14 protein-coding genes are annotated in these 22,305 nt (G+C 46.7%); 9 read left to right on the top strand and 5 right to left on the bottom strand.

What is annotated here, in order from left to right; genetic code table 11:
• Positions 1-2 precede the first annotated feature (2 nt).
• The 4 genes from JT717_RS20780 (at position 3) to cysS (ending at position 4,673) form a co-directional block, all read left to right on the top strand.
• On the top strand, positions 3-698 hold the full coding sequence (locus JT717_RS20780) for a rhomboid family intramembrane serine protease (protein ID WP_240348317.1): 696 nt from the start codon (positions 3-5) through the stop codon (positions 696-698).
• 136 nt (positions 699-834) lie between these two features.
• Positions 835-1,761 carry a rhomboid family intramembrane serine protease gene (locus JT717_RS20785; RefSeq protein WP_205512963.1) on the top strand — a complete coding sequence of 309 codons (927 nt, stop codon included), beginning with the start codon at positions 835-837 and terminating at the stop codon, positions 1,759-1,761.
• A gap of 8 nt (positions 1,762-1,769) precedes the next feature.
• Positions 1,770-2,906, top strand: a complete 1,137-nt coding sequence (locus JT717_RS20790) for an endonuclease/exonuclease/phosphatase family protein (protein ID WP_205512964.1) — start codon at positions 1,770-1,772, stop codon at positions 2,904-2,906.
• Between the two features lie 270 nt (positions 2,907-3,176).
• The gene (gene cysS / locus JT717_RS20795; protein ID WP_205512965.1) at positions 3,177-4,673 is read left to right on the top strand and encodes a cysteine--tRNA ligase; all 1,497 of its coding nucleotides are present in this window, start codon (positions 3,177-3,179) and stop codon (positions 4,671-4,673) included.
• Positions 4,674-4,808: 135 nt separating this feature from the next.
• Here cysS and mnmC2 read toward each other — a convergent pair whose 3' ends face one another.
• Positions 4,809-5,483 carry a tRNA (5-methylaminomethyl-2-thiouridine)(34)-methyltransferase MnmC2 gene (mnmC2, locus tag JT717_RS20800; RefSeq protein WP_205512966.1) on the bottom strand — a complete coding sequence of 225 codons (675 nt, stop codon included), beginning with the start codon at positions 5,481-5,483 and terminating at the stop codon, positions 4,809-4,811.
• Here mnmC2 and JT717_RS20805 point away from each other — a divergent pair.
• Positions 5,482-6,195 carry a DNA-3-methyladenine glycosylase family protein gene (locus JT717_RS20805; protein WP_240348319.1) on the top strand — a complete coding sequence of 238 codons (714 nt, stop codon included), beginning with the start codon at positions 5,482-5,484 and terminating at the stop codon, positions 6,193-6,195. The two genes, mnmC2 and JT717_RS20805, sit on opposite strands and share 2 nt — an antisense overlap.
• Before the next feature lie 37 nt (positions 6,196-6,232).
• Here JT717_RS20805 and JT717_RS20810 read toward each other — a convergent pair whose 3' ends face one another.
• The 3 genes from JT717_RS20810 to JT717_RS20820 all read right to left on the bottom strand — a co-directional run bounded on the left by JT717_RS20810 (position 6,233) and on the right by JT717_RS20820 (position 13,255).
• Positions 6,233-7,747, bottom strand: coding sequence for a reverse transcriptase family protein (locus JT717_RS20810; RefSeq protein ID WP_205512967.1), 1,515 nt, complete (start codon positions 7,745-7,747; stop codon positions 6,233-6,235).
• A 362-nt stretch (positions 7,748-8,109) separates the two neighbouring features.
• A complete protein-coding gene (locus JT717_RS20815; protein ID WP_205512968.1) occupies positions 8,110-9,771 on the bottom strand; it encodes an SWIM zinc finger family protein in 1,662 nt (553 codons plus the stop codon).
• A 172-nt stretch (positions 9,772-9,943) separates the two neighbouring features.
• Positions 9,944-13,255 carry a hypothetical protein gene (locus tag JT717_RS20820; RefSeq protein ID WP_205512969.1) on the bottom strand — a complete coding sequence of 1,104 codons (3,312 nt, stop codon included), beginning with the start codon at positions 13,253-13,255 and terminating at the stop codon, positions 9,944-9,946.
• 298 nt (positions 13,256-13,553) lie between these two features.
• On the opposite strand from JT717_RS20820, the gene JT717_RS20825 reads away from it, so the two are divergent.
• The 3 genes from JT717_RS20825 to JT717_RS20835 all read left to right on the top strand — a co-directional run bounded on the left by JT717_RS20825 (position 13,554) and on the right by JT717_RS20835 (position 19,164).
• The gene (locus JT717_RS20825; RefSeq protein ID WP_205513065.1) at positions 13,554-15,017 is read left to right on the top strand and encodes a DUF3375 domain-containing protein; all 1,464 of its coding nucleotides are present in this window, start codon (positions 13,554-13,556) and stop codon (positions 15,015-15,017) included.
• A 5-nt stretch (positions 15,018-15,022) separates the two neighbouring features.
• Positions 15,023-15,664 (top strand): DUF4194 domain-containing protein, encoded by a 642-nt coding sequence (locus JT717_RS20830; RefSeq protein WP_205512970.1) that lies wholly within the window; start codon positions 15,023-15,025, stop codon positions 15,662-15,664.
• Positions 15,665-15,756: 92 nt separating this feature from the next.
• On the top strand, positions 15,757-19,164 hold the full coding sequence (locus JT717_RS20835; protein ID WP_205512971.1) for an ATP-binding protein: 3,408 nt from the start codon (positions 15,757-15,759) through the stop codon (positions 19,162-19,164).
• Between the two features lie 154 nt (positions 19,165-19,318).
• Here the strand turns inward: JT717_RS20835 and JT717_RS20840 are convergent, their stop codons facing one another.
• Positions 19,319-21,664: a family 10 glycosylhydrolase gene (locus tag JT717_RS20840; protein WP_205512972.1), complete on the bottom strand. Its 2,346-nt coding sequence runs from the start codon at positions 21,662-21,664 to the stop codon at positions 19,319-19,321.
• Between the two features lie 207 nt (positions 21,665-21,871).
• On the opposite strand from JT717_RS20840, the gene JT717_RS20845 reads away from it, so the two are divergent.
• On the top strand, positions 21,872-22,297 hold the full coding sequence (locus tag JT717_RS20845; RefSeq protein WP_205512973.1) for a hypothetical protein: 426 nt from the start codon (positions 21,872-21,874) through the stop codon (positions 22,295-22,297).
• Positions 22,298-22,305: the final 8 nt, after the last annotated feature.

Consider the following 22,305-nt stretch of genomic DNA (forward strand, 5'->3'; position numbering starts at 1 on the left):
GAATGGCAGATATCCGAATGCGGGGGTTTCAATCAATTCCGCCGGTAATTAAGAACCTTGTAATTATAAACGTTTTATTCTGGCTGGCTGAGATCACTTTCAAAGAACCATTTATAAATATTCTTGCGCTTCATCATCACGGGAATCCTTCTTTCGGCATATGGCAGTTGGTGAGCTATATGTTCCTGCACAGTCTGGCGCCATTTCATATCATCATGAACATGTTTGTGCTCTGGATGTTTGGCTCCCCGCTCGAAGATATCTGGGGCAGCAAGCGCTTCCTGATCTTTTATCTGATCTGCGGTGTTGGCGCCGCCCTGGTGCAACTGGGCGTTTTGGCCATTAGTATGAATATGCTGTATGATAAACTGGCCGATGGCAGTATCTCACTGGAGCAATTCAGGGAGAGGGGTTCCGTTGTATATAATACAACTGTTGTTGGGGCTTCGGGCGCTATCAACGGGGTAATGGCGGCTTTTGCCTATCTTTTCCCAAACACACCACTGTTCATTTTTCCATTACCGGTTCCCATAAAAGCCAAATACGTTGTTATCGGCTATTTCCTGCTCGACCTGTTTGGCGGCATCAACCCATCGTATGGCGACAATGTAGCTCATTTTGCCCACGTGGGAGGCGCAATAGTTGGTTTAATTTTAGTAATAACTATGAACAGATCAAATCGCCGCACCTTTTATTGACCGTTTGCAACTTTAACAGGCCTTTAGCTGTTAATAAAGCGGATTGCAGGTAAGGGAAACGTACTAAGAAAAAGAGACGGGGTTTGATGGATTGACCGGATGCGAAGGAATTTGTAAATTCACTAAAATATATTCCGTGCTAAGAGAAGATCGGTATAGGAAAAGGATTGGTCTCGGCCAGGAGGGAAATTCCCTGGTCCTCTTAATTGGTGTCATTGCCATCATCTTCTGTATTTTCAAATTCATCTGGCTGGTATATAAGATTGCCGATAAAGACCTATCGGCCTACGACCAGAATATCTTCAACTGGTTGGTGATACCCGGCGATTTTGAAAAAATGATGACCCGCCCGTGGACCCTGCTGTCGTTCATGTTCATGCATAGCAATCCCTGGGAAATGGTTGGGAATTTGTTATGGCTATGGGCATTTGGTTATATTTTCCAGGATGTTACCGGAAACCGGAAACTGATCCCGCTTTTTATCTACGGAAGCGTGGGAGCCGGCATCTTCTTTACCTTTTGTTATAATCTTATTCCCAAGCTGGTGCCCATGGGGCCGGCCGTTACCCTGGTGGGGGCATCCGCCGGTATTTTGGCCATTGCAGTAGCCGCAACTTCCATGGCGCCCGATTACCGCATTTTTCCCATGATCAATGGCGGCATCCCGTTATGGATAATGACCGTATTATATTTGATCATTGATTTTGCACTTATAGCGGCTCAAAAAAGCCCGCCCGGTTATTTTGCACATCTCGCCGGTGGTTTTGTTGGATTTTTGTTTATTTATCAAATGCGCCGGGGGAACGACTGGAGCAACTGGATGAACAATTTCTTTGACTGGCTCGGCAATCTGTTCAACCCCGACCGGCAGAGTTGGAAGAAGACCGCAAGGACCGACCTGCATTACAATGCACGGGGAACCCAGCCGTACAAAAAAATACCGAATATAACCCAAAAGAGGATTGATGAAATATTAGATAAAATCAATCAACAAGGCTATCGTTTTCTCACCGATGAAGAAAAAGATATTCTAAAGCGGGCCGCAGAAGATGAAGAATTGTAATTTTAAATATGGCCCGGTTTGTTAGAACATTCACAAAGCGGTTATGCATTATATTGAACGTGGTTATCGCCGGTCTGTTCCTGATAGCCTGCGCCAATGCCTGGCTGCATCCTTCTAAATGGTGGTTCTTTTCTTTGCTTGGACTGGGTTTTCCGGTGCTGCTGATCTTTTTATTTGCCTTCCTGGTCTTCTGGCTCATCTTTCGCTCAAAATGGGCGCTGTTACCGGCCCTGGTGCTCTTGATCGGCTTCAGTAATATCCGCGTCTTCCTGGGCCTTCATTTCGCTGCCTCCTTCAAACCCGAAAAAAAAGAGAACGCCATCCGCGTGCTTACCTGGAACGTGCACTGGTTCGATGAGCATAACAGAAAGCTACCCGAACACCGCGACTACCGTAAAAAGATGATCGAATTCATCAAAGAACAGCATGCAGATATCCTGTGTTTCCAGGAGTTCCTGGAAATGGGAAAGACCTTCGCCAACAGCAATACCAACGCTATTATACAGCTTAATTATCCTTACTATTACCGGGTGATTGATTATGGAGCCGCCAGTGGCGGCCGCTTTCAGGCGGGGGTGGCCATATTCTCGCGTTTCCCTATTGTTGATACCCAACGCATACGGTTTCCTGATCCGGCCAAATTGCGGGCTGCTGAAAGCCTGATAGGGGTCGACGTGCTGGTGAATGGTAAAAAGATCAGGGTGTACACTACCCACCTGCAATCTGTGCTCTTCCAGAAGAATGATTACCGGAATATCGAGATCATAAAATCGGCTGATGACAGTATGGTCACCGCCTCCCGTTCCATTATAAAAAAGCTGCGGAATGGCTATGCCTCCCGCGGGTTCCAGGCCGACCTGGTGCGTAATAAACTGGACAGCTGCCCGTACCCCGAGATCATTTGCGGCGATTTTAATGATGTGCCCAACTCATATACTTATTTTAAAATAAAAGGGAACCGGCAGGACGTCTTTGTGAGAAAGGGCAGCGGCATTGGCCGCAGTTTTACTGCAGTGTCGCCTACCCTGCGCATTGATTATATCCTGGCCGACAAAGCATTTGACGTACTGCAATACAATCGCTTCCTGGTGCCTTATTCAGACCACTACCCGGTGGTGGCGGATTTAAAACTGGCTGAGGATTAAAATGTACATGCCGGCCCTGAAGAAACAGTTACAGGGTACAAGTTGCAAGTTACAGGGAGCCCCCATTGCAGACCTGGAACCTGTAACCTGAAACCTGCAACATCTAACCCGTAACTTTCAATATTACAATAATTACTTTTATATTTGATTCATGATCCATTTCTTCACATCTTCCTGTTGTTGCTGATTCCATTCGCCGTTCTGGCGGGATACATTTACTTTTGCATTTACCGGCTTTAATTTAACTATCAGAAAGATTAATGAATTTTTATGAGTGAACTGAAAGTGCTCAACTCCTATACAAGGCAAAAAGAAGTATTCACACCGATCACGCCCGGCCATGTGGGCCTCTATGTGTGCGGACCTACAGTAAGTGGTGAAAGCCACCTCGGCCATGCGCGGCCGTATGTGACCTTCGATGTGATCTACCGCTACCTCATGCACCTCGGTTATAAGGTACGCTATGTGCGCAACATCACCGATGCCGGCCATTTTGAAGAAGAAGGAAGGGAAGCCGAAGATAAAATTGCCAAGAAAGCGATACTCGAGAAACTGGAACCGATGGAGCTGGTTCAAAAATATACCAACCTCTTTCATTGGGGCATGAAACAGCTCAACAACCTGGACCCCAGCATTGAACCTACCGCCACCGGTCATATCGTTGAGCAGATAGAAATGATCAAAAAGATCATGGAAGAAGGGTATGCATACGAAATGAACGGCTCCGTATATTTCGATGTAAAAAAGTATGCGGAAAACTATCCCTACGGTAAACTCAGCGGCCGTGTAATGGACGACCTGTTGGAAACTACCCGCGAGCTGGAAGGACAGGAAGAAAAGCGGAACAAACAGGACTTTGCTTTATGGAAAGCGGCTCCGCCCGAACACATCATGCGTTGGGTAAGTCCCTGGGGTGAAGGCTTCCCCGGCTGGCATATCGAATGCTCGGCGATGAGCAGTAAATACCTGGGCGCGGAGTTCGATATTCATGGGGGTGGTATGGACCTTCAATTCCCGCATCATGAAAGTGAAATTGCCCAAAGCACCATTTGCAATAAACATGTGCCTGCCCGGTATTGGATCCATAACAACATGATCACCATCAATGGCCGTAAAATGGGTAAAAGCTATAACAACGTGATCAAGTTAACGGAACTGTTCAGCGGCGAACATCCCCTGCTTGAAAAAGCCTATAGCGGGCAAACCATTCGTTTCTTTATCCTGCAAACGCATTACCGCAGTACGCTCGATTTCAGCAATGAAGCATTGCAGGCATCTGAAAAAGGATTGAAGCGGTTATGGGAGGCCTATGAAGTGTTGCAGAAGATAGATATTGCCGCATTTAAACCAGCTGCCGGTGATGCAGAGCTGGAGAATAAGATAAAGACCTTATTGCTGGAGCTGGACGAATTCATGAACGATGATTTCAACACCGCCAAAGTGCTGGCGAATATCTTCGAGCTGGTGCCGGTGATCAACTCCATAAAAGATAAACATTTTACGCCCGATGCCATCAGTGCCGATACGATGAAATTGTTGCAGCAGTATTTTAAACAATACCTGGAAGATATACTCGGCCTGAAAGGTGACATGGAAAAAGAAGATGGCAAGCTGGAAGGGGTGATCGGACTGCTGATTGAAATAAGAAAAGAAGCCAAATTGAGAAAAGACTATGCGACCTCAGATAAGATCCGCCAGCAATTGCAGCAGCTGGGTATTTTATTGAAAGATGAAAAAGACGGCGGCGTAAGTTATTCATTTGCCTAACCCTAACGCATCAATAGAAATGTGCCACACTTTCAAAATGTGGCACATTTCTATCACTGTCTTCAAACTGCGTGAAACTATAAGTAAGCGATCTTACGGATTTTGTTTTCATTAGCACATTGGCAAATTATCGCATCAGCGCATTGCTCGTATCATTTCCCTTTTGCCGGGCGGTCCCGGAATTTTCTCCACGCTGAAACCCGCTGCTATCATAGCCCGTCGTACATCTCCCTTGCTACAATAGGTTACAAGGATACCATCCGGCGCCAGCATATTCAGCAATTGCTCAAATACTGTTTTCGTCCATAATTCAGGCTGTGCAGCCGGGGCAAAGGCGTCGTAGAAAATAACATTTACCGGTTCCCCGGGTGTATAGTCGGCGAGTGCGGTTTTCATCTTTTTAAAAGAGAAGAATTTGGTGAGGGTTTGCGTTGAGTTCCATTCAGCGGAATGCAGCGATTCAAATACCGGTTGCCACTCCGCCTGCTCCAGCGCCTCACAATAATTCAGTTGTTGAGTTATAGCAGGCTCCAGGGGAAAGGCTTCTATCGTTTCATATAGTACACTTCGTTCAAGGCGTTTGGCCTCCATGGCCGTCAGCAGGGCATTGAGCCCGGTACCAAAACCCATTTCGAATAGCACGCAGCGGCTGGCAGTTTCATGCCGGCTGAACCAGTACCGCAAGCCGGCTTCGATAAATACATGCAACGACTCCTGTACAGCACCATGTACCGAATGATAGGTGACCTGCCATTCCGGAATACCAATAGTATGAGACCCATCCTTTGTAAGGATCAAATTTCGTTGCATGAGAACAAAATTAACCGGTAAATTGCAAATGAGCCGGAACAAACGCCATCAAAAGAATCAGAGGCAAGCCCGGGCAAACAGCAATCATATGGCCAGCGAATACACCTTACACCTTTCAAAAGATAAAAAACTCAAAAAGCTTATAGAGCAGAACGGTGTTTTTAAGCTCAGGAAGCAAAAGAATGTATGCACATGGCTTTGTGCATCTATTATGAGCCAGCAGCTCTCAGTGAAAGTGGCCGACGTGATCTATAGACGCTTCCTGAACCTGTACCAGGGCAGTGAGCCTACACCGGAGCAGATCGTTGCTACCCCGCCGGAAACCCTGCGCAGCATTGGCCTGTCGAACGCCAAGGTAAGTTATGTGCTGAATGTAGCGCGCTTTACATTGGAACAGGGTATGGACCACCGTAAGCTGCATAAAATGGATGATGAAGAAGTTATTGAGTACTTGACGCAGATCAAAGGAGTAGGCCGCTGGACGGTTGAAATGCTGCTGATCTTTGCGCTGAGCCGCGAAGATGTATTTGCTATAGATGATCTTGGTATTCAGAATGCCATGATCGCGCTGTATAAACTCGATCGTACCGATAAAAAACAATTTCGCCAAGACATGCTGCGTATCGCTAAAAAATGGAGCCCTTACCGCTCCTATGCATGTATGTATCTGTGGCGTTATAAAGACAATGCACCCCCCTTAAAGAAAGCATAGCCGGATTCATTAGCCCATTAGCCAATTAGCACATTGCCTATACCACGTTCCACCAGGGTTTATCGTTATCCTCTTTCTTAGGCGTGCCGTTATTATTTTGAACCGGTGGTGTTTGTTGTTTACTTTTTGCATTGGTAGTTACTGCAACCGGATATGGCAGGCGGTTCGTTTGCAACAGGCTCAGGATTTGCTGCTGAAAGGCGGCGCCCTGTGCCGGTTTTACCATCTTTACAAAATTGGCATAACCGGTTACCGCACTCGCCAGGTTGCCCTGGCCCCACTTAAGGGTATCGGCTTCTTTGGTTTTTAACTGGTGCAGCACGGCGCGGAACTGCCGCAGCTTCTTACGCGGGATACCGGCTTTTTCATTGACAACAATGCCCGTTACTTCCTGGCAGGCTCCCTTTCGCATAATACGGATCTTTTCGGGATGCACCGTAAAGCCTTCATCGGCCAGTATTTTTTTAATGCGCCACACCAATTGCTGCGCATTGGTAGCGGGGTTATTAAAGGAGAAGGTGATATCATCGGCATACCGGGTGAAACTGCATTGGTTTTGAACAGCCAGGCCTTGCAGCCTTTTATCCAGCTGATAACAAAGGATATTCGTAATGGCCGGACTGGTTGGTGCTCCCTGCGGTAATACCCGGTTTCCCTTCTGCACAAAATAATTTTTACCGTCAATGCTCACCTCTTCTGTTACTGCTTCGGTGCATATCAATGCCAGGATCACCGCGATCTTTTCAGAAAATCCTAACTGTTGTAATAATCCTTTTACCCTTTTATAATGAATAGAAGGGAAGAAATCTTTCACGTCGATATTCACCACAACAGCTTTGCCAATATGCGGCTGGGCATTGCTGACGATCGACCGTTGCAGGGTAAAACCATGCACAGCCGGGTGAACAGCGATCTTATTGAAAATATTTTCCAGGATCCAGTATTGTACCTGTTTCAAGCGGGGCATGGGCGCCGAGATCAATCTTTTGCCGCCCGATTTTTTAGGAATGTAAAATTTGCGGTAGTGCGATACGGTAGATACTTTGCGGGAGAATGATAAAAAGCGCAGCTCTTTTAAAGGAATGCCAATTGCCTGCGCCAGTTCGTTCTCATTATTAAAAACAGGCAGATGGTGTTTTTGTAAAGCCGCTACATTGTTATCGGTGTTGTTCAGTCCAACAGATACGCCTTCGCCCAGATAGATGATCTCTTTTTCTTTTTGCTTTTTCCAGGCTTCTGCTTTTTCGAAACGTTCCTTTTCTTTTTTCTTTTTGTTTTCCTCGCGCCTCAGTTTGGCTTCCGCCATCCGCTTCATGCGCATTTCCTTCAATACGGCTTCCTTATGCTGGTACTTCCGTTTCTCTTCATAAAGTTTGTTAAGCTCTTTATTAAGCTCAGCTTCTTTTTTGATCAACAGCTCGGGAACGGTAGGCCCTTTGTCGTTTTTATTCCAAAAGCCCATTCGCTTCATTTCTTCCAGTACCACTTCGTCTTTCGAAGCTGCGCGGATGCGGTCATATAACTCCTGCCGGATATTTCTGTTATCTGCCATGTTGGGTGAGGAAAAGAGATCATGTTCTGACAGAGGGAAGCATGCTGCCTTCGTGCCTGCTGGTGACCAGATTAATCAACGCAAGGCATATGGGTACCATTGTACTATTTAGGCACATAGTGCCAGTACTGAAAATAGTACAATGGTACCTATATGCCATAGTAAAGATTACATTTGGTGATGCATGAAATATTCATGTTGCATGAGCGACGAAACATCGCTCTTTCCTTTCGGAAGCAAGGTGCATGTTGTTATTTCCCCTCTGTCAAAGAACACGAAATGTGGTTAACAAATATAATTTCCTATTTTTTAAATTCTAAATAATTCAGCCTTCTTTTTTTATTACTTATTCACGTTCTTCCTCACCTGAAACCTTCGTTTATTCTCGTTTTATTAAACGACTGGCGAATTGCCAGCATATGTTCACAAGGCCCCTTGTATAATTTATTTTCTATATAGTAACTGCAGTCGCAACTGGCCGATCTTATTTTTTCGTCGGCATCTATCAGCAATTGTATATTATACGTTTTACGGCTGGCTTTCACAGTTCCGTTTAGCTGTATGCTGCCATCGGCCTGCGGCTGAGCCGTGTATTTTATTTCCTGCGATTGCAGCAGGGCCGCCGCCATTTCTTCCCTTGGGTTATCGAACCGGAGTTTGTCAAATGGCAATGGCTCGCGGCTCAATTCGCGCAGGCGGTATACATTGCGGTTAAGGTCATAGATCACCCGGCCGGCCTGCGTATAAGCGCTTAAAGCACCCGACACCTGGGCGGTATCGAGGTTCAGTTGTTTGGCAAATTGCTGTGAAGTGCCAAACCAGTCTTTTTGAATGGCACTGAAAACTTTTGCTTTGATGGCATCATCTACCTGAAGCCTCGGCGCCAGCAGATCAAAATTACCTGCATGACTCCAGTCGTTGGTCGTCCACCCGCTTAAGCCCAGGGTGAAATTCATATCACCCAGGTCAGCTATATAAAAGGAAGGTAAACCGGTGCCCAGCAAATGAACGGTGAATTTTCTGGCAACGGGGATCAGTCTCTCCATTATCAGTAACCGCCTTCTGCCCCAGGTTCTTACTTCCTGTTTGGTTGGCCCGGGATAAATACTGCGCGCGCAAATAATTTCCCTGCCCCAGGGCTCCAGGATGATCTTTACCGGTTGACCGGGTTCGAGCACATAGCGCAGAGAGCGCGGGCCTCTCTTTTCTTTAAAGCGGCGCAGCAATAAACAGATATTGTAAATATCCATCGGGTGCAGGTCGAACTGAATGGTGGGCAGGGTCATGGCGCTGCTCACCTGTAAAAATCCACGCACCCAGCTATCGGGCAGATCGATCTTTACTTCCTTGTACTGCTCCTCGTGGCTGGTTTGCACGGTGAACCCGCTGGGATCCACTTTCAATTCTGTTTCCTTATAATCGCGGATCTTCTGAAATTCTTCATACAGGGCAGAAGAATAATCAACATTGGTAGTACCGCATTTATAATCGTCTATTTCCTTGAACACATTGTAATTGCAGCCCAGCTTTCCATAGGTAGATTCATCCTGGCTAAAGCATTCGAAGAACAGCTCGTCGGGATGAATGGTGATCACGGGGTCAAGCACGATCCAGGCTTCCCGGTTCTTTTCATACAGGTAATTGAAATATTTTGACCGGGCGTTGTAAAAAGGCGCCAGTAATTTTTCTTTCTGTGCACGAACTTCGTTCAGTTCCTGCCTTAATTGTTCAATGCGGTTATTGGCCGCATCGGCATCATAACCGGCCATATATTCGGCCAGGAACAAGGCCTCATTTTGCGCCACCCATTCTTTATAGGCGGTCTTATCTTTCGGTTTAAAGCGCAGATCGCTTATCACCACATCGTGCAGGGCGGAGATCGCTTCGCGAAAGGCGAGCTTTTTGTGCAGTTTGCCTACAAACCAGGCGCTTTCCCGAAGGGTATCGGGCGCAAACGACAATCCGGTCTTATGCGATGTACTGGTTACAGTACTGTTACCTGCAAACCTGTAATTAAATAACATGAACGATATTTTAGTGCTATGAGTGCTTTGTTTCAGTTGTTCCTCGTTTTAACTTGCGTCACCGGTTACCAGTTACCAGTCACCGGAAAAGGAAACATTTGATGAGCTGTTTGTAATAAATTCCCGGCAACCGGTGCCCGGTAACCGGTAACTTTAAACCACTCACCATTAACTACCTCGTTTCAATTTCTTTAACCAATAACGGTGATTCCACCTCATACAAGGACTTCAGTTGCAGCAAGACCTCAATACATTTGGCCTTGTCGCCGATGGCGGCTATGGCCGAAATATCGGAAAGCAGGGCGCTGATCACTTTGGCAGCGGCTTCTGATTTGCGCCCCTCGGTTAGGAGGAACTGATACAGCCTGTTCTTGGCGATCCGACTTTTGTTCACCCGCGTTAATACCGAACGGAAATAAAATTCCAGCGATTGTATTCTCTCCACGTCATCAGCCGCAAACCGCTCCAGGTAATTGGTGGCGAACAGCTGCATATTTTCGCTGGGGTGCTGGCTTAGTTTTAATAAATAGGTTAAGCCATTTTCACTGGTGAAGAATTTTGTGATCAGCTCACGGCCATAGGCTTCCACATCGGGTTTTACTGAATCTGCCAGGGCGATCAGGGCTTCCGGCGACCAGTCATCAGCGTTAAACTGTTCCCGGAAATACTGCATGGCAAACTGGCGGCTATCGCCCCACTTGCTATCGAGTAATTTAACGGCAGCATCTTTTTCATATTTGATCCGGGCGACCTGTTCTTTATAAAATTTCCAGCACCAGTTACGTACGTTCAGGTTCTCATGACCTCCCAGGGCAATTACCTGCGGTATGGTCAATTGAGAAGGATCAGTATATTTTTCCAGGATGATAATGCCTACCTGTTGTGCGGCAGTATAATTGCCGTACAGCAGGTTTAAGGCCGTTTCCTTATTGGCATTTTGTAAATAATTGCTCAGTTCATTGCATAAGAGCCTGCTTACATCATCGTGCAGGCCTTCGCTGCTTTCTTTTCTCAGCAGGAATGGCATTAACAGGTCGGCTGCTTTTTCACCAAAGGTCCTGTCTTTTTGCGCCAGGCGGTAAACGACCGGCGCTATACCGCGCCGCACCTGCTGGAAAGGAGATGTACAACTGAGTATGATCTCATCCGCATATTTAAACAGGATCTCTTCTGGCAGATCGTATAATAAAGTAAGTCCAGCCTCGCGTACCGGTGCATAGCTGTGTTGCAGCAAACCGAATAACAAAGAACTGTTCAGGTGCTGCAGGTTGAGGGATGGCTGTCTGGCTTTTAACAATTGCAAGCCGAACAGCAACACCGGCGGTACATCGTGTTGCAGCAGATCGCTGATTATTGTAAGCGGAACCTCGTTCAGTTCCTCGTTGAAATGTTCCTTTAAGGCATGGGAAACCCGGTTGATGATCTCCTCATGCTCGCTGGTCATCTCCCTAAATGACATCAGGGCTGCAATGGATTTGCCAACGACCACTTTTTTTATTTCGTTACCAGGCTTGTTTTTCGCGATCAGGTCCAGTGCCCAGCTGAAAATATCGGCATCCGCCGCAAAGATCAGGTCTTTGACAAAATCACTTTGCTGCAGGTAATGCTGAAGGTATTGAGTGGTCCATTCTTTTCCTTTCTGGCGCGCATCGGCATGGCGGGAATTCAGCAGGGCGCTTAGCAGGTCGGCATCGACCTGTGTGCCGGAGAATTTTTCCGTGGTAATGCGAAAGCCAAAAGCCGCCGGTATAGTAAATGGAGACAGGAGGAGCTTTTTGCAGGCATGTTTGTCGAGCTTTTCCCTGATGGCAGGCCATTGCGGATGGCTGGTTAAACCACCCTGTGCAAATTCATGGATCTCTTCCAGCTGCGCTTCCATAAGCAGCTGTACATACGACTGCGGCAGTTTATTCCATAAATGCAGAAAGGGTGTTCCATTTTCATTAACCGCCGAACTGGCTGCATCAGCTGTCTTGTCTGCAGGAGCTTGCGCTGCTTCTTTCTTTTTCCCAAAAAGACCGGTGATCTTCTTTAATAAACCGGAACTATCTTTTTTGCCAGCAGCTGCATTATTCTTCGCCCTGGCCGCCAATAACTCATGTTCTGTTTTAATTCGCCAGATATCATTGCGCAGTAAGACCAGTTCGGGATGATCGCCGCTTAATATTTTATGCAGAAAAAAAGCATGTGCATTCTGTGGGAACCGGAGCTCCGTTCTAACATAATTGCGGCCATTCCATTTATAATCGGAAGTGGAATAGGCCTCTTTGATATCGGTGTTCTTATAAGAAAGCAGGATACCGGTAGCCAGTTTTACATAATCCAGGCTGTTCACTTGCCCATACATTTGTAAACGGCGGTTCACCCGGTGGCGCAAATAACGGCGGGTTCTTTGTGAATAAGCAAGCCGGCTGTTCTTTTTGCGCAGTTCTACGTTTGGATTTACATATCCATTCACCTGAACAAAATAATTTTCTGCTTGCAGGTTTGTATTGGTGAAGTGGTGAACAAATTGTTCCCGCTCCCGCTCAAAGCGCAGGGCCAGCATGCCCGAAAATTCGAAATCATCTAACAGCTCTGCCTGTTTGAAGATGGCGCGGATATGTTTAAAAAAGCCGGCTTTTAAAGGCACTTCCAACAACAGATTTTTCAGCACCGGGCGCATCCATCTCTTTTCCGTGCCAATGAGATAAAGGGCTTCGAGCCAGTTATATTGCGGTTCCTGCTGTTTGATCCTTTCCATTACAATTGGCTCCAGCGCATCCGCTTTATTGGCATCAACAGCCGCTTTTATCGTTTCAGGTAACGATTTCAAAAAGATACCGAGGTGATCCTCCTTTGCAGTTCCATTTAATACCTGCAATAAGCCGGCGCCTGCTACTTTCCTGATCACCGGCGATGTATGTTCCAGGAAAATTTGTTGTAACGCCGAAGCTGCGGATCCATTGCCACAGCGCGCCAGGGCCCAGGTACAACAGTATTGATGAACAAGGTCGTCGGCATTGTTATACAACCTGATTATGTATTGGGCTGCCTCGGGGATCCTGTATTCTCCGGCTTTCCAGATCACCCGGGAGAGTTTCCAACCGCTGCGGTAAGCAGTGGTATTGCCCTGTACAGCATTATATAAGCGCTGCAGTATTGCTTTGGTACGGCCGGGCGGCATCGACATAAAGTCGGCGCCAATGGTCGTTTCTGTCGTTAATTTGAATGTGCTGGTCTGCGGGGCGGAAGAAACGCCGCTTTCTGAAGCAGTATAGCCTTTTGATAACTTTTCATTTTCCACTTCATGAAAAAGTCTTTCTGCTTCGGTGAGCGCAACGGGCACCGGGGTTTTACTGCCTTCTTTTAATTTGGAATACCTTCGACCATACCGGAAGTTCACCACGTATTTATCATTGCCTACATCGCAAAGGTCGATCTCATATACTTTGTCGGAATTCCCTTCTTTAAAATATAGAATACTTTGTTTAACAAGGCGCATGGATAAGCTACAAATTAGGTGCGGGTAAGATAGATAAAAACATTTGATAAAACCAGTCCCCTAATTATATTTAATATGATTAAAAATGGAAAGTGAAAATACCCATTGCTATTTTATTTTTTGCAGGAAGAAAGTCACAATGGCCCGTCATTCGGGTAAATGGGTACTGTATTATTAATTATAAGCACAGGAATTTATACACAGTACGGGGAGATATTAGGGAAGGGAATTTGAATAATTGCCCTATTTTAGGCCCTGCTGCTGGATGAACCTGAAAATCATTACAGGAGTTGTGAATATGAAACAGGAAGACATTCTGTATTTGCTTACTGCCAATCCTGCCATACAAATGATCCGGTCACGGAGTGCCCGTTGGTATTTACCGTTTTTATATCATGTATATAAAGAGGAGAACCGCTTTGTTATCGGGGAAGATACGCTCATACAGTTATTATCAGAAACCCTGTCACACCAGGAAGATGGTACCGAAGATTTTGAAGAAGCTAAAATAGTTTTTGGGGAAGATGAAGAAACCCGAAGCCGCAAATACATTTTGAGCTGGGTACAGAAAAGAATTCTGCAGGACCTGCAGGATGCGGAAGGTAATATTCAATACCAGTTGAGCGCCCATACTGAAAAAGTGTTTCAGTGGCTGCTTACGCTGCAGGCCCGCAATCATGTTGGAACGGAAAGCCGGTTTAAATTATTGTTCAACTCATTACAGGATATTGTAGAAAAAACCGAAGACGACCGGCCCAAACGCCTGCAAATGTTAAAAGACCGCCGTGCAGAGATCGATAAAGAGATCAAGGCCATAGAACTGGGTGTAGCGCCCGATAATTACAGCAATGCGCAGGTGCAGGAAAGGCTCGATCTGTTCACCCGGCTTTGTTATGAGCTCATCAGCGACTTCAGGGAAGTGGAAGACAATTTCAAACAGATCCACCGCGCGATTGTAGAGCAACATACAAAAGCGGAGCAGAACAAAGGCGCTATCGTTGGGTTTGCCTTTGCTGCGTATGATGCCCTGCGTAATAGCAACCAGGGCAAAAGCTTCTATTCATTCTGGGACTTCCTGATCTCCCGGGCGGGTCAGCAGGACTGGAAAGAACTAACCGAACAATTGCTCGATCTGTTAAAAGACCGCGGCATTGAAGCCGATGAGCAGTTCCTGCAAAACATAAAATCCCTGCTGCTTGAGCAGGGTAAGACCGTGTACGATGCCAACGATAAAATGGCCGAAAAGCTCAGCCGGATCATTTCTGAAAAAGAAATAGCGCGGCACAAACGCCTGCGGCAGCAGATCGGCAATATCAAGGAACTGATCTTTGATCTCATGGATGAAGAAGTAAATGGTGGCATTCATTTGGATGAAGGCGTGGAAATAAAAATGCTGATGGAGCGGAAGCTGCAGTTCGAACAGAAAAAAGCAACCGCATCGGTCAAACAACCAGTGACCGCCACTGAAAAGATCGCCGATCCCGAAAGGTTCAGCCGCATCATGAACACAAAACATATTGATAAAAAAAGGTTATGGCAAAAAGTGGAGCACGCGTTAAAGGAAAAGCAAACGGCCACCCTCAAAGAAGTGCTGGAACAGCAGCCGCTTGAGAATGGCATTGCCGAGATTGTAAGTTACTTTGGTTTTTTGCGCGATAAAGCAAGCCGCGTTCAGGTGATCCATAATACCAGTGAGCATATTCCGTTAAATGAGGCTGCCACCAAATTTGTAGAAGTACCTTATTTATTATTCAGCAAATAACCGATATGAGCACTCAGCAAAGAATATTACCATATACCTCTGTATTTATAAAACTCCTCAAAGGGCCCGTTGAATATGTAGAGAAAAGCACCTGGGAAAAACTGATCCAATATAAGGTCGAATTGACCGGTTTCCTGCTGCAAATGGGCCTGGCCCTTGTACTCGATGAACAGGATGGTTACGCTTACATAAAACATTACCCGTTTGAAGAAGATGAGAACCCGGTAAGCTGGATCCAAAGAAGGGCGCTTACCTATGAAGAAAGCGTGATGCTGGTATTGCTGCGCGAAATGATGGCAGAATTTGAAGTAGGTGAAGCGACCAACCGGGAACTGATAAAAAAACGCCGCGAAATAAAGGAATATGCAGAGCTCTTCTTTAAAGAAAATGCGAGCCGGGTGAAATTCCTAAAAGAAATAGACCGGCTGATCGATAAGGCGGAAGAAAATGGTTTCCTCGATAAAACAGAGACCAGTGACCTGGCCGATGAACAGAAGTTCCGTATAAAGAAGATCATCAAAGCAAAGGTCAGCAGCGAAGAGCTGGATCATTTCTACCAGCAATTGGTAAAGATCAAGGAAGAAAAGGATAATAAAGCTGACCAGGAACAATTGGAAGGCCATAAGGAATACCTAAGGTCTGAATAGTTAGAGGTTCTAAAAGTAAGCCAGGACCTGGCAGGCTTAAATACCAGATCTGACAGGCATGGCGGTTCGATATAAAATCAGGAATAACATTTATGCAGTTAAGCGTTTTTAGTACTGATAGTCAAAAGAGCGGATTCCGGTTGCAATACATGGAGATCTTTAACTGGGGTACCTTCGACGATGTGGTGCATAGCATCAGGCCGATGGGTGAAACCTGTTTACTTACTGGCGCTAACGGAAGCGGTAAGACCACTTTTGTAGATGCCCTGCTTACCCTCATCGTTCCCGAGAAAAAGTACCGTTTTTACAACCAGAGCAGTGGTAGTGAAAAAAAGGGCGATCGTACGGAGGAAACCTATGTTATGGGCGGCTACGGCACTATGAACAGTGAAAGTACCGGTTCCCTGAAAACCCTGTATCTCCGCGAAAATAAAGAGGAGGCCTACAGCATCCTGCTGGCGCATTTTGCCAATGAAGCGGATCAGGCTGTCACACTTTTCCAGGTTCGCTATTTCTCCAATGGCGATATGAAAAAGCTTTTCGGTATTGCCCATAAAGCCTTGCGCATCGATGAAGACTTTAAACCTTTCGACTTGAACGGCCAGTGGAAAAAGACATTGGATCAACGGTACAACAAGGGAAGCCGTAAACAAATTGAATGGTTCGATGCCGCCAGCAAATATGCCCAGCAATTAGTGCATGTATTGGGTATGCAGAGCGTGCAGGCCTTGCAGTTGTTCAACCAGACCGTAGGTATTAAGGTGCTGGGTAACCTCGATGAATTCATACGCACCCATATGCTGGAGCCCAGGAATATGGAAGAATCTTTCCAGGACCTGAAAAAACACCTGGCTACCCTGCTCGATGCCCGCCGGAATATTGAAAAAGCCGAAGAGCAAATAAAGCTGCTACAACCGGTGGAACAACATTTCAAAGCATTTAATACTTTAAAGAATGATATTGATCTAACGGAGCAGTTGTTACAAACTGCCCGCATCTGGAACAGTTATACCCGCAACAAATTGCTGCACCAGGCCATTGAAGAGAGCGATGCAACCATCAAAGACATTCAGCAAAAACAACAGGTTGTAAAACTCACTTATGATCAGTTGCAGGAAGAAGAGCGGGTTATAAAAAATCAGATCGATCAGAACAAGGCAGGGCAGCGGATGCAACAGCTGGAAAAAGAAGCGCAGGAGCTGGAATTGGAAAAGCAGGAAGCGACCGCTGACCTCGCTTTATTTGCCAGCTGGTGTGAGGAGCTGCATCTGGAAGAAAAACTACCTGCCGATGAAGCCGCTTATCACCGCATCGTAAAGGAAGTAAATCGCAAAAGACTCGAGCTGGAGACGAAACAAAGGCTCAATGAAGAAGATGAATACAGCGCTAAACGTAATAAAGAGAAGGCGGATGCAGAGAGGAAGAAAGTTGAAGATGAATTGAATAACCTGCTGCAAAGTAAGAACAATATTCCGGCCAACCTCATTCATGTGCGCAGGCAGCTCTGCGATGCATTGAATATAGATCAGAATGATCTTCCCTATTGCGGCGAATTGATGCAAGTGAGAAGCGATAGCATAGAATGGCAGCCGGCCCTGGAAAAACTGCTGCGGGCATTCTCACTTCGCCTGCTGGTGCCCGATAAATACTACAAAAAAGTGAACAGGTATGTGAACAATAACAACCTGGGCATCCGCCTGGTATATGAACACGTTACCGATAATCCGCTGCAGCTGAATCCGCAAAAGGATACAGTTTGTGAAAAGCTGGAATTTCATCCCGACAACGTCTTAAGCAAATGGGTTGAACAGCAGATCATCATGTACTTCGACCATGTATGCATCAACGACGAAAAGACGCTCGACCGTTATGATAAAGCCATTACGCTGAACGGGTTGACCAAGAACAAATCGCGGCATGAGAAGGACGACCGAACCGGTAAAAACGATCCGGGCAAGTATGTCATGGGCTGGAACAATGAGAAGAAAAGGGAATTCCTGATAAAACGGAGAAACCAGTGGGCCGATCAGTCGGTCAGGGCGAATGAAACACTGGAAAAATGTAAAACCAAATCAGACCGCCTGCAAAAGCAGTTCTATGCGGTAACCCGTATCCGTGAACATAAGGGTTTTGCCGCCCTGGATATTGCCGGCATTCAACGCAGCATTCACAAATTACAAGAGCAGATAAACGGCTTGCGCAAGGCCAATAAAGAGCTGGATAACCTGAAAGCGCAGTTGCTCGAGATCCAGAAGAAGAAAGAAGAAGCAGAAGCACAGCGCGGCCAGTTGCTGATCGACGAAACCCGGTTGAAAGACAGGATGGAACAGTATCACCAGCAACAGGAAGCCTTGCAGCCGCTCCTGCAACATATCGGCGAAACGGATAAAGACGGCTTGCTGCAGTTCCAGCAACAACAGGCGGCATTGTTATCAAACATAACCCTGGAAAATATTGATGAAATATACGAAGGGCTGAAGGCGGAAAAGACCCGTTTGCACGAAAAGCAAAAGGATGAGCTGCACCGCGAAGAAACGCAGCTGAACAAATGCATTAACCGCATCAAGAACCCATCTACTGAACTGAAAAGTAAATTCTCGCCCGAATGGGATGGCGATGTACAACACCTGCCTGAAGATGCAGCTTATGCCAATGAATACATCGATTGGCTGAACAAACTGGTGCATGAGAACCTGCCCAAATACAAACGGGATTTTGAAAGTTATATCAATGATACCATTACGTATAAGATCGGTGGATTGAATGAGGAAATGGAAAAATGGGAGCGCGATATCAATAACAGCGTTCAACGCCTGAATCAATCGCTGAGTGGGATCAACTTCAACCGACTCCCCGATACTTATATTCAATTGGGAAAAAGGCCAGTGCCTGCGGGAACCGATATCAAAGAGTTCAGGGGCCGCCTGCTGGATGCATTGCCACAATCGGCGAACTGGCAGCAAAGCAGTTTCGAAGAAAAATCAAAACATTTTACGCAGAAGGTACAGCCGCTGATCGATGAGCTGGATAAAAACGAGAGCTATCGCAACAAGGTGATGGATGTACGTAACTGGTTCGAGTTCTGGGCCGATGAAAAGTTTCGTAATACCGATGAGCTGAAGAAAACCTACCGGCAGATGGGACAATTATCGGGTGGGGAAAAAGCGCAGCTCACCTATACCATTTTGTGCAGCGCCATCGCCTACCAGTTTGGTATTACCCGCGAAGGGAAGAACAGCCGGAGTCTTCGGTTCATTGCGGTGGATGAAAGTTTCAGCAACCAGGATGAAGAGAAGGCAACCTACTTGATGGAGCTGTGTAAACAGCTGCACCTGCAATTGCTGGTGGTTACGCCAAGCGATAAGATCCAGATCGTGCAGAACTTTATTGCCCATGTGCACCTGGTGCAGCGGGTAAATAACCGCCATAGCGTGTTGTACAATATGACCATTAAAGAGTTGAAAGAAAAGATCGAAGAAGTGAATGCGGTATTATCCTGATTCGAATTGAATGTAGCAGTTGCAAGTGACAGGTTGCCGGTTTCAGGATGTCGGATCGCCGGCTTTCTTTGTGCCCGTAACCTGAAACCTGTACCTGTATAACATACGAATGCCACACCATAACGATGTGGCATTCTTTAGTGATAAAATGAAATTATCGTCCCAGCCTGATCAGCTTGATCGTCTCTTTTATATCTCCCTGTTTTACTTCCAGGTAATAAACGCCCGGTGTATAACCGGCGCCCAGGTAAAATAAGCCGGTTGCCGGCACACCGCTTCTTGATTCTATCAGCGCTCCTGCATTGTTAACTACAGTAATACTGAGTGGCTTAGGCGATGTGCTCAGTGTCATAATGATGAACTGGCCCGGTGAAGGATTAGGAAATGCCTTCACCGTGAGGATACCATCGTTTTCGCCCGGTAAGCTGGATACTCTTACGGTAGTAGAACCGGTGCTCGTATTGCCTGCGCTATCGGTAGCCGTGATAGCAATGGTATAGGTTCTGTCTTTATTGAAATGTGATTTTTCAGCCCTTAATTTAACATGATGGTTGTCTACGATCACCCAGTCAGGCTCAAAATGATTAGCCGGTTCATCGCTGCTAACAGTCAATGAACTGGTCACGCCGCCGCAACTGTCACTAAGTTGGTAATTGATGGTAACATCGCGCAATTGGTGGTTTGGTGGCCATAACACCTGGGGAGTGGCTGATACATTCGTGATAAGCGGAGCAGTATGGTCAACTGTTCGTACCACGAAGCTGCAGGTGTCGGCATTGCCGGCGATATCTGTAGCGATAAGGGTAATAATGGTGTTCAATTGGCCATTTATGATGCTACCCGCTGCCGGCAGCTGCGTAATGGTAACGGGTGATGAAGCCTCTACGCTGGCTGCGCGGGTGAAATCGGGCAACACAAGCGAGCAATCGTTGTTGAGCACGAGCAGCGTATCGCCCGGGCAGGCAATAACCGGCGCCAGGTTGGAAACGGTGGCCGAGGCGACGCTTTCGTTGTGAAAACGGTCGGTAGTGGTAACTGTGTAATAGTAGGTCGTATCAGGGCCAACCGATCGGTCGGTATAAGCGGTAGTGTCGTTATTGGTTATATACAGGATGTTTTCAGCCAGGTTAATATCGATCACCGGGTTGGTGGAGCGATAGACCACAAACTGCCAGGCCTTATTCAGGGGATCGCTGCTAACGGGTTTGGTCCATTTCAATACAACCGAATCATTGCCATACTTAACTGCGCTTACATCCACAGGTTTCTCAGGCGCAACACTGTCGCGCCAGGGCATACTCGGCAGCAGGGCCGGTTTGTTATAAAAGAACAGGCGTAAGGAATCGCGAAAGCCCAGTTTGGAAGCGCTGCGCATGCTGCTGGTATTGTAAACCGCTTGTCCGTGAATATTGGCCAGCGAACGGTTCAAACGTACTTCATTGGGGATCATTGACGGGTTTGCCCAGTTCACGCCCTGCGCAGGATCATTTACTTTATAACCGGCAAGGCCTATATACATATGCCGGCCATACGTGTTGTTGTTCCACCAGGGAACTACTACGCCGTAATTGGCGCCGGGCTGACCGATATACCAGTAAACCTGCGGACATAAATAATCAACCCAGCCCTGTTGTATCCATTTGCGGGTGTCGGCAAATAAAGAAGTGTAATGTTCAAGGCCGCTGGTGGCTGAACCGATCTCCGGATTGGTACTATTGCGGTAGATACCAGAAGGGGACACGCCGAATTTTACCCAGGGTTTTATGCTCCTGATGCTATCATATACCCGGGCGATCAGCAGGTTCACATTATCCCTGCGCCAGTCGGCCTTCACCGTAAAGCCGCGCGGATCTGCAGCAAAGGAAGCACTATCATTGATAGGTGTAACACCGGCGCCGGGCGGTGAAGGATAAAAATAATCATCGAAATGGATGCCGTCCACATCATAACGGTGTACGATATCTGTGATCACACTGGTCACGTAATCGCGTACCGCTGGTAAACCCGGGTCCAGGATGCGCAAGGTGCTTTGGCTTAACAACCATTCAGGATGGGTTTTAGTTACATGGTTCGCCGCAAAGGAGGGAATATTGTTCGAATTACCCGCCGCACGGTAAGGGTTTAACCAGGCGTGAAATTCAATGCCCCGTTTATGGCATTCTTCGATGGCGAATTGCATCGGGTCCCAGTAAGGCTCGGGCATTTTGCCCTGGGTGCCGGTGAGATCGGCCGACCAGGGTTCAATGGCGCTGGCATACATGGCATCGCATTGGCTGCGTACCTGGATGAACAGGGCCGTTAAACCGGTTGCTTTGTGATGATCGAGAATGTTTAATAAAGCCGCCTGTTGTTGGGCCGGGGTCTGACTGCGGTTGGGCCAGTCGATATTGGAGTAAGTGGCGATCCAGGCGCCTCTGAATTCCCGTTTCGGCGTATTTTGTGCAAATGCAGCAACACATAGCAAACAAGTTGCATAAACAGTTAGTAGATTTTTTAACATGGTAGGTTATTTTTGCAGGTGTTGCCGAATTTACAGCCTCCCTTGCAAATATGGCCGCACTTTATAGCCGCAAAAACTTGCAAGTGCAGGCATTTCATAAATAATTCATGGAGCAGCTTACTTTTGTGCGGAAGCAATCGATTGCATAAGCGGGTTATAGTAGATACGGCCACCGGTAGGTGAAGCCAAATAAGGAAACTGACTAATATGTATCGGAAAAAAATAGATGTAGACGTTGTGATGGACATCCTGAAAGCTTTGCTGGAAGCACAGCCGCATTCCACCTTTGTGGCCAGCCTGTACCAGCAGTACCAGGAGCGTGGCGGCTTAAGTAAAAAGCAGCTGGAAGGATTGTATAATAAATCACTCAAAGTGCCTTCCATTCCCGCCAACAAGCTGGCTACGCTGGAAGCAATGATCCTGAAAAGGCCTACCCGGTATAAATCAGCGCCGCCGCCGCCGAAGCCACTGTATGAAAAAGATGAAAAGATCGGTCAAATGATGGATTCGATACTGGCGAAATACCCCCAGCACAAGCGGGTTTTATTTTTGAAATCGAAATATGATAACAACGAAACACTCTCGTCGGCTGAAGTATTGGAGATAGAACGGTTTACTAAGGTGCTCAAGTAGCGTTATGG

Source organism: Longitalea arenae (assembly GCF_016924755.1).
Lineage (GTDB): Bacteria > Bacteroidota > Bacteroidia > Chitinophagales > Chitinophagaceae > Niastella > Niastella arenae.

Bases quoted from the DNA above. Each gene is read 5' to 3' on its own strand.
- JT717_RS20810 (WP_205512967.1), bottom strand. From the start codon at position 7,747: ATGGCAGATAACAGAAATATCCGGCAGGAGTTATATGACCGCATCCGC.
- mnmC2 (WP_205512966.1), bottom strand. From the start codon at position 5,483: ATGCAACGAAATTTGATCCTTACAAAGGATGGGTCTCATACTATTGGT.
- JT717_RS20830 (WP_205512970.1), top strand. From the start codon at position 15,023: ATGAGCACTCAGCAAAGAATATTACCATATACCTCTGTATTTATAAAA.
- JT717_RS20790 (WP_205512964.1), top strand. From the start codon at position 1,770: ATGGCCCGGTTTGTTAGAACATTCACAAAGCGGTTATGCATTATATTG.
- JT717_RS20845 (WP_205512973.1), top strand. From the start codon at position 21,872: ATGTATCGGAAAAAAATAGATGTAGACGTTGTGATGGACATCCTGAAA.
- JT717_RS20825 (WP_205513065.1), top strand. From the start codon at position 13,554: ATGAAACAGGAAGACATTCTGTATTTGCTTACTGCCAATCCTGCCATA.
- JT717_RS20835 (WP_205512971.1), top strand. From the start codon at position 15,757: ATGCAGTTAAGCGTTTTTAGTACTGATAGTCAAAAGAGCGGATTCCGG.
- JT717_RS20815 (WP_205512968.1), bottom strand. From the start codon at position 9,771: ATGTTATTTAATTACAGGTTTGCAGGTAACAGTACTGTAACCAGTACA.
- JT717_RS20780 (WP_240348317.1), top strand. From the start codon at position 3: ATGGCAGATATCCGAATGCGGGGGTTTCAATCAATTCCGCCGGTAATT.
- JT717_RS20840 (WP_205512972.1), bottom strand. From the start codon at position 21,664: ATGTTAAAAAATCTACTAACTGTTTATGCAACTTGTTTGCTATGTGTT.
- JT717_RS20820 (WP_205512969.1), bottom strand. From the start codon at position 13,255: ATGCGCCTTGTTAAACAAAGTATTCTATATTTTAAAGAAGGGAATTCC.
- cysS (WP_205512965.1), top strand. From the start codon at position 3,177: ATGAGTGAACTGAAAGTGCTCAACTCCTATACAAGGCAAAAAGAAGTA.
- JT717_RS20805 (WP_240348319.1), top strand. From the start codon at position 5,482: ATGAGAACAAAATTAACCGGTAAATTGCAAATGAGCCGGAACAAACGC.